Annotated in this window: 8 protein-coding genes; 3 read left to right on the plus strand and 5 right to left on the minus strand. The window is 74.6% G+C overall.

Annotated features, from left to right (window positions below):
* Positions 1 to 175 precede the first annotated feature (175 nt).
* From AB0J52_RS27495 to AB0J52_RS27515, 5 genes are read right to left on the minus strand one after another with little or no spacing between them, the layout of a single operon-like run.
* On the minus strand, positions 176 to 352 hold the full coding sequence (locus tag AB0J52_RS27495; protein WP_500185247.1) for a hypothetical protein: 177 nt from the start codon (positions 350 to 352) through the stop codon (positions 176 to 178).
* Entirely contained in the window at positions 340 to 897 is a 558-nt protein-coding gene (locus AB0J52_RS27500; RefSeq protein WP_500185248.1) for a hypothetical protein, read from the minus strand. The genes AB0J52_RS27495 and AB0J52_RS27500 overlap by 13 nt, the downstream gene beginning before the upstream one ends.
* Positions 894 to 1367 (minus strand): hypothetical protein, encoded by a 474-nt coding sequence (locus tag AB0J52_RS27505; RefSeq protein WP_500185249.1) that lies wholly within the window; start codon positions 1365 to 1367, stop codon positions 894 to 896. The genes AB0J52_RS27500 and AB0J52_RS27505 overlap by 4 nt, the downstream gene beginning before the upstream one ends.
* Positions 1364 to 1966, minus strand: a complete 603-nt coding sequence (locus tag AB0J52_RS27510; protein ID WP_500185252.1) for a MauE/DoxX family redox-associated membrane protein — start codon at positions 1964 to 1966, stop codon at positions 1364 to 1366. Before AB0J52_RS27510 ends, AB0J52_RS27505 begins: the two co-directional genes overlap by 4 nt.
* Entirely contained in the window at positions 1966 to 2661 is a 696-nt protein-coding gene (locus AB0J52_RS27515; RefSeq protein WP_500185253.1) for a hypothetical protein, read from the minus strand. The genes AB0J52_RS27510 and AB0J52_RS27515 overlap by 1 nt, the downstream gene beginning before the upstream one ends.
* Before the next feature lie 140 nt (positions 2662 to 2801).
* Here AB0J52_RS27515 and AB0J52_RS27520 point away from each other — a divergent pair, with 140 nt between their 5' ends.
* The 3 genes from AB0J52_RS27520 to AB0J52_RS27530 all read left to right on the plus strand — a co-directional run bounded on the left by AB0J52_RS27520 (position 2802) and on the right by AB0J52_RS27530 (position 4832).
* The gene (locus AB0J52_RS27520; RefSeq protein WP_500185254.1) at positions 2802 to 3356 is read left to right on the plus strand and encodes a PaaI family thioesterase; all 555 of its coding nucleotides are present in this window, start codon (positions 2802 to 2804) and stop codon (positions 3354 to 3356) included.
* 180 nt (positions 3357 to 3536) lie between these two features.
* Positions 3537 to 4007: a dUTP diphosphatase gene (gene dut, locus AB0J52_RS27525; protein WP_500185255.1), complete on the plus strand. Its 471-nt coding sequence runs from the start codon at positions 3537 to 3539 to the stop codon at positions 4005 to 4007.
* A 3-nt stretch (positions 4008 to 4010) separates the two neighbouring features.
* On the plus strand, positions 4011 to 4832 hold the full coding sequence (locus AB0J52_RS27530) for a DUF3710 domain-containing protein (RefSeq protein WP_500185256.1): 822 nt from the start codon (positions 4011 to 4013) through the stop codon (positions 4830 to 4832).
* Positions 4833 to 4865 lie beyond the last annotated feature (33 nt).

The raw sequence follows: 4865 nt of genomic DNA on the forward strand, positions 1-4865 counted from the left end.
GCACAGCGCGCGCCGGCCCCGGCACGGGCGCGGCCAGCCCGGACGCCAGCCACACCACTCCGGCGCTCAGCGTGCCCCCGAGCACCAGCCCGAGGGAGAAGACGGCCAGGACCTCGCCCTGCCGTATCGGGGCCCGCCAACCTGGCGAGAACAGCACGGATTCGCTGTTGCGCGTTCAAACCGATCCGGACAGCGCGAACCCGGCCAGGGCCCCGACCGCCGCCCAGCACAGCACCGTGGCGTCCAGCGCCGCGGCGGCGACCGCCAGCAGCGCCAGGACCGCGACCGGCAGCAGCGGCTCGGTCAGGCCCCGGCGCAGCCGTCCCGCCGGACGGGCGGTCAGTTGTAGCACGCCACCGCCTTGCGGCAGATCGTCTTGTACCAGTTCCCGCGCTTGGACTTCTTCCAGCCGTCGTGGCACCGCCACGTGACGCCCTTGCTGCAGTTCCCGCAGCTCTTGGACACCTTCCAGAGCCAGCCGTCCCACTTGCCGCCGTAGCACTGGTTCGGCCGCAGCTTGTAGCGGTGCGGGTCGGACACGCCGGACCGGTGGTAGCCCTTGTACGTGCCGCTCGTCCGGCAGCACACCGAGCACACCAGGCTCGGCCCGCAGCCCGGCGAGCACCCGACGCGCGGCTCGCCCGGCGGGCAGTACGGCAGGATGTCGTAGTAGCCGCTGTTCAGGCTGAACCCCTCGGCGAGCGCCTGCCGCGCGGGCGGCAGCATCCCCACCGCGTTCAGCCCGGCCGTGGCCCCCGCCGCCGCCAGGCCCGCCAGCAGCCCGCGCCGGGCGGGCCGGAACCGCGGCCCCTCCTCGGCCACCGGGCGGCGGCGCACCCGCTCGGCTCCGGCCGGACGCGGCCCGCGCAGCGGCGGGACGTCCTCAAACTCGATCATCGGGCACCTCCGACTCCCTCCGGTTCCAGCAGTTCGCGCAGCGATCCGGGCGACCCGACCGGGGCGGCCCGGCCGACCCGGCCGTCCTCCGTCAGCACCACCGCGAAGGGGGTGGCGGGGACGCGGTAGTCGTCGAACAGGCCGGGGCTCTCGTGCGCCAGGACGGTCACGCCGGGCGCGGCGGGCTCCGGGCCGGGACCCGCGAAGACGGCGCGCAGCGGCGGCTCGGCGAGGGCGAGGACCTCCTCGCAGACACCGCAGTCCCGGTCGAGGAAGAGCACCAGGCCGGGGCCTAGCCGGTCGAAGCCCGGCGCCGCCGCGCCCTTCTCCGGTCCCGGCGCGGGACGCGCGGGGGCGGTGCGGCCCGTCCCGGCCAGCGCGTGCACCTGCCGCACGAGTCCGGCGACGACCAGGGCCAGCAGCAGGATCGCCACCCAGGACAGCAGCAGCGCACTGGTCTGAAAGCTCACCCCAAGCTCCTCTCGAGGGCTCCCCTCCCGAGCCCGTCCGTCTCGGACGCCCCCGTCTCGGCGGCGGGTGTCTCGGCAACGGCCGTCTCGGGCACGTTCATCGCACCGGGGAGGATCCACAGAAGGACGCCGAGCGCGGCTCCCGCGACGACGCCCGGGACCGTCCCGCCGCCCAGCTCCGGCGGCGACGCCACGGCCCCGCCCAGCGCGAGGACGGCGAGCCCGGTGGCCCGCGCCACGACCCACACCGACATCGGGATCGAGAGATCGCCGCCGCAGCCGCAGGGCACCCGCCCGGACCTCGTCCGGATCACGTACGCCGCATAGGCCGCGTAGACGGCGAACAGCACGGTGGCGGCGGCCAGCGCCCCGTGGACCAGGGCCGTCCGGCGCAGGACCAGCCCCGCGAGCAGCAACCCCAGGACGCCGCCTTCGGCGGTCACCGCCAGGGACGCCACGGCCACCGCGAGCCGGGCCGGGAGAGCCGCCTGGGCCCGCAGCGCCGCGCCCAGCGACCGGCCGCGCAGATGGCCGGCCAGCGACAGCAGCAGGACCACCGGGACGGCGACCGCGCCGGTGAGGGCGGCGAGGCCGGTCATCAGCGGACCGTTTCGACCGTCAGCGAGGAGAGCCGCCGGGGGACGTGCCGGACCTGGTCCTCCTCCGGGAGGACGGTCACCAGCAGGCGGCTCAGCGCGAGCAGGAAGTAGGGGCCCTGGCCGTCCACGGTGTCCTGGAACAGCTCGCCGCCCGCGACGGACGCGCCGCGCCAGCCCGGCAGCCGCATGCGCGCCGCGCCGGTGAGCGCGGTGATCTCCAGCAGGCCGAGACCCGGCACCTCCTTCACCAGCTCGGCGGGTTCGGGCAGGGCGACCCGCCGCGCGGCGGGCGCGACGCTGATCCCGTCGTCGTGCTCGGTGATCCGCAGGCCGGCGAGGAATCCCACCGCGTCGGCCGGGCGGCCGCCGTAGATGTGGGTGAACAGCGCGTAGCGGCGGCCCTCCCACACGGCGGCGAGGGCGGTGTCGCGCTGCCCGGTGTCGGGGTCGCGGACGGCCGCCGCGTACCCGACCCGCAGCCTGCCGCCCTGGACGCGGAACTCCTGCTCGAACCGGGCGACGCCGATGTCCTCGGCCCAGGCCGTCGCATCCGGCCGGGTGCCGCTGGACATCTCATGGAGGCGTCCGGCGGCGGTGATCCGGGCGACCGAGGTGAACGGCCGGCCGAGGTCGTGGTCGCCGCCGAGCCGGATTCGGGTGCCGTCGAGTGATCGGTGGATGACCTGCTGCCCCACGGTTCGTCACCTTTCGCCGTCAAGCCCGCAATGGGACGGAATGAGCGTGTCGTGACGGAGATCACACTACGTCGGCTCTCCGGTCCGCAGAGGTAAACGTGCCGGAAGTGGTCATGAGGAAGAGCCGGTAAATTGTCGACGTGAACCGCTCCCACCTGACCGTACCGCCCGCGGGCACGCCCGTCCCCGAGCCGCACCCCGACGCGCCCCTCGGCGAGCCGCTCGGCCCGCACTACGCCCGCTGCTTCGGCTGCGGTCCCGGCCATCCGACCGGCCTGCACCTGGAGGCCGTGAGCGAGGACGGCCTCGGCGTGTCGGCCAAGTTCACCGTCGGCGACCTGCACCAGGGCGCCCCCGGTCTCGCGCACGGCGGCGTTTTGGCCACGGCGATGGACGAGGCGCTCGGTATGGTCGTCTGGCTGCTCCGCAAGCCGTACGTGACCGGCCGCCTGGAGACCGACTACGTGCTGCCGGTGCCGGTCGGCACCACGCTCCACATCCGCACCCGCTGCACCGGCGTCGCCGGGCGCAAGGCGTACCTGGAGGCCGAGGCCCGCATGGACGCCGTGGACGGCCCCGTCGCGGTCCGCGCGGCGGCGCTGTTCGTCGAGGTCCCGGTGGCCCACTTCGAGGAGCACGGCGACGGCGTGGGCGGCATGGAGGGCGCCGGCCCCGACCACCGGGTCAATCCCTGACCCGCGGTTCCCGGCCGCCCGCCGGGCGGCGAGAATGGACCGTGCCGGGGGACGGACCGGGGAGAATGGCCGGTGACGAGGACCGGTGACGAGGACAGGGCCGCCGCGCCGGACCGCGGCGGCGGACCCGGACGGCACCGGCCCGGCCGAGACCGGCCCCGGACGAGAATGGAGCGCGTCGTGAGCGTGGACGTCCTGTTGAAGCGGCTCGACCCCGGGCTGCCCGCGCCGTCGTACGCGCACGCGGGCGACGCGGGCGCCGACCTGTTCGCCGCCGAGGACGTGGAACTCGCGCCGGGGGAGCGGCGGGTCGTCCCCACCGGGGTGGCGATCGCCCTTCCTGACGGCTACGCGGCCTTCGTCCACCCGAGGTCGGGTTTGGGCGCTAGGTTTGGGGTGACCATCGTCAACGCACCCGGTACGGTCGACGCCGGCTACCGGGGTGAGATCAAGGTGACCCTGCTGAACACCGACCAGCGCGCCGCCGTCCGGCTGCGGCGCGGGGACCGCATCGCGCAGCTGGTGGTCCAGCGGGTGGAGCACGCGGTCTTCCACGAGGTCGCCGAACTTCCCGGATCGTCGCGTGGAGCCAACGGTTTCGGCTCCACGGGCGGTTTCGCGGACAACACGCACAGTCGAGAAGGAGTGTGAGTCGTGGCTTTTGGACGCCGCCGGCGGGACGACGAGCCCGCGAAGGGCACGGAGAACGCCGCCGAAGAGGCCGTCGAAGCCGCTGAGGCCGAGGCCGAGGAGGCCGCGGACGGCGAGGCCGTCAAGGGCGGCCCGTGGGACTCCGAGGACTCCCACCCCGACCTGCAGCGCCTGGACTTCGGGGCCCTGCGGATCCCGGTCGCGCCGGGGCTCGGCTTCCAGGTGAACTTCGAGGCCACCCAGGTGGACGAGGAGGGCAACCCGCTGGACGGGCGGCCCGTCGCCGTCCTCGTCCAGTACGAGGAGAGCGCGATGCAGCTCCAGGTGTTCGCCGCGCCCAAGCGCAGCGGCATCTGGGAGGACGTCCGGCGCGAGACCGCCCAGGACATCACCGAGAACGCCGGCGGCCAGGTCCAGGAGGTCGAGGGCCCGTTCGGCGACGAGCTGCTCGCCATGGTCCCCGCCGCGCTGACCGAGGACGTCCTGGCCGAGATGCCGGACGAGGTCAAGGAGCAGATCCCGCAGGAGTTCATCGAGCAGGGCTGGGCTCCGCAGATCATCCGCTTCGTCGGCGTGGACGGCCCGCGCTGGTTCCTCCAGGCCGTGGTGCAGGGCGCCGCGATCGAGGACGAGGAGCAGTGGCAGGTCCTGGAGGACGTGCTGAGCGGTGTGGTCGTCGTCCGCGGCGACTCCCCGATGCCCCCGCGCGACCTGCTGGAGCTCCAGATCCCGAAGGAGTTCTCCGAGGCCGCCGAGGAGCAGGACGAGAACACCGAGACCTTCAACCCGTTCGAGCGCGGCCCGGAGATCACCGAGGTGCGCTGACCGGACCGGTCGCCCCGGAAGGCCCGCCGCGCG

The organism is Spirillospora sp. NPDC049652, from assembly GCF_040675125.1.
Taxonomy (GTDB): Bacteria; Actinomycetota; Actinomycetes; order Streptosporangiales; family Streptosporangiaceae; genus Spirillospora.

Excerpts from the sequence above, each read along its gene's own strand:
- AB0J52_RS27500 (WP_500185248.1), bottom strand. The coding sequence starts at position 897 with ATGATCGAGTTTGAGGACGTCCCGCCGCTGCGCGGGCCGCGTCCGGCC.
- AB0J52_RS27510 (WP_500185252.1), bottom strand. The coding sequence starts at position 1,966 with ATGACCGGCCTCGCCGCCCTCACCGGCGCGGTCGCCGTCCCGGTGGTC.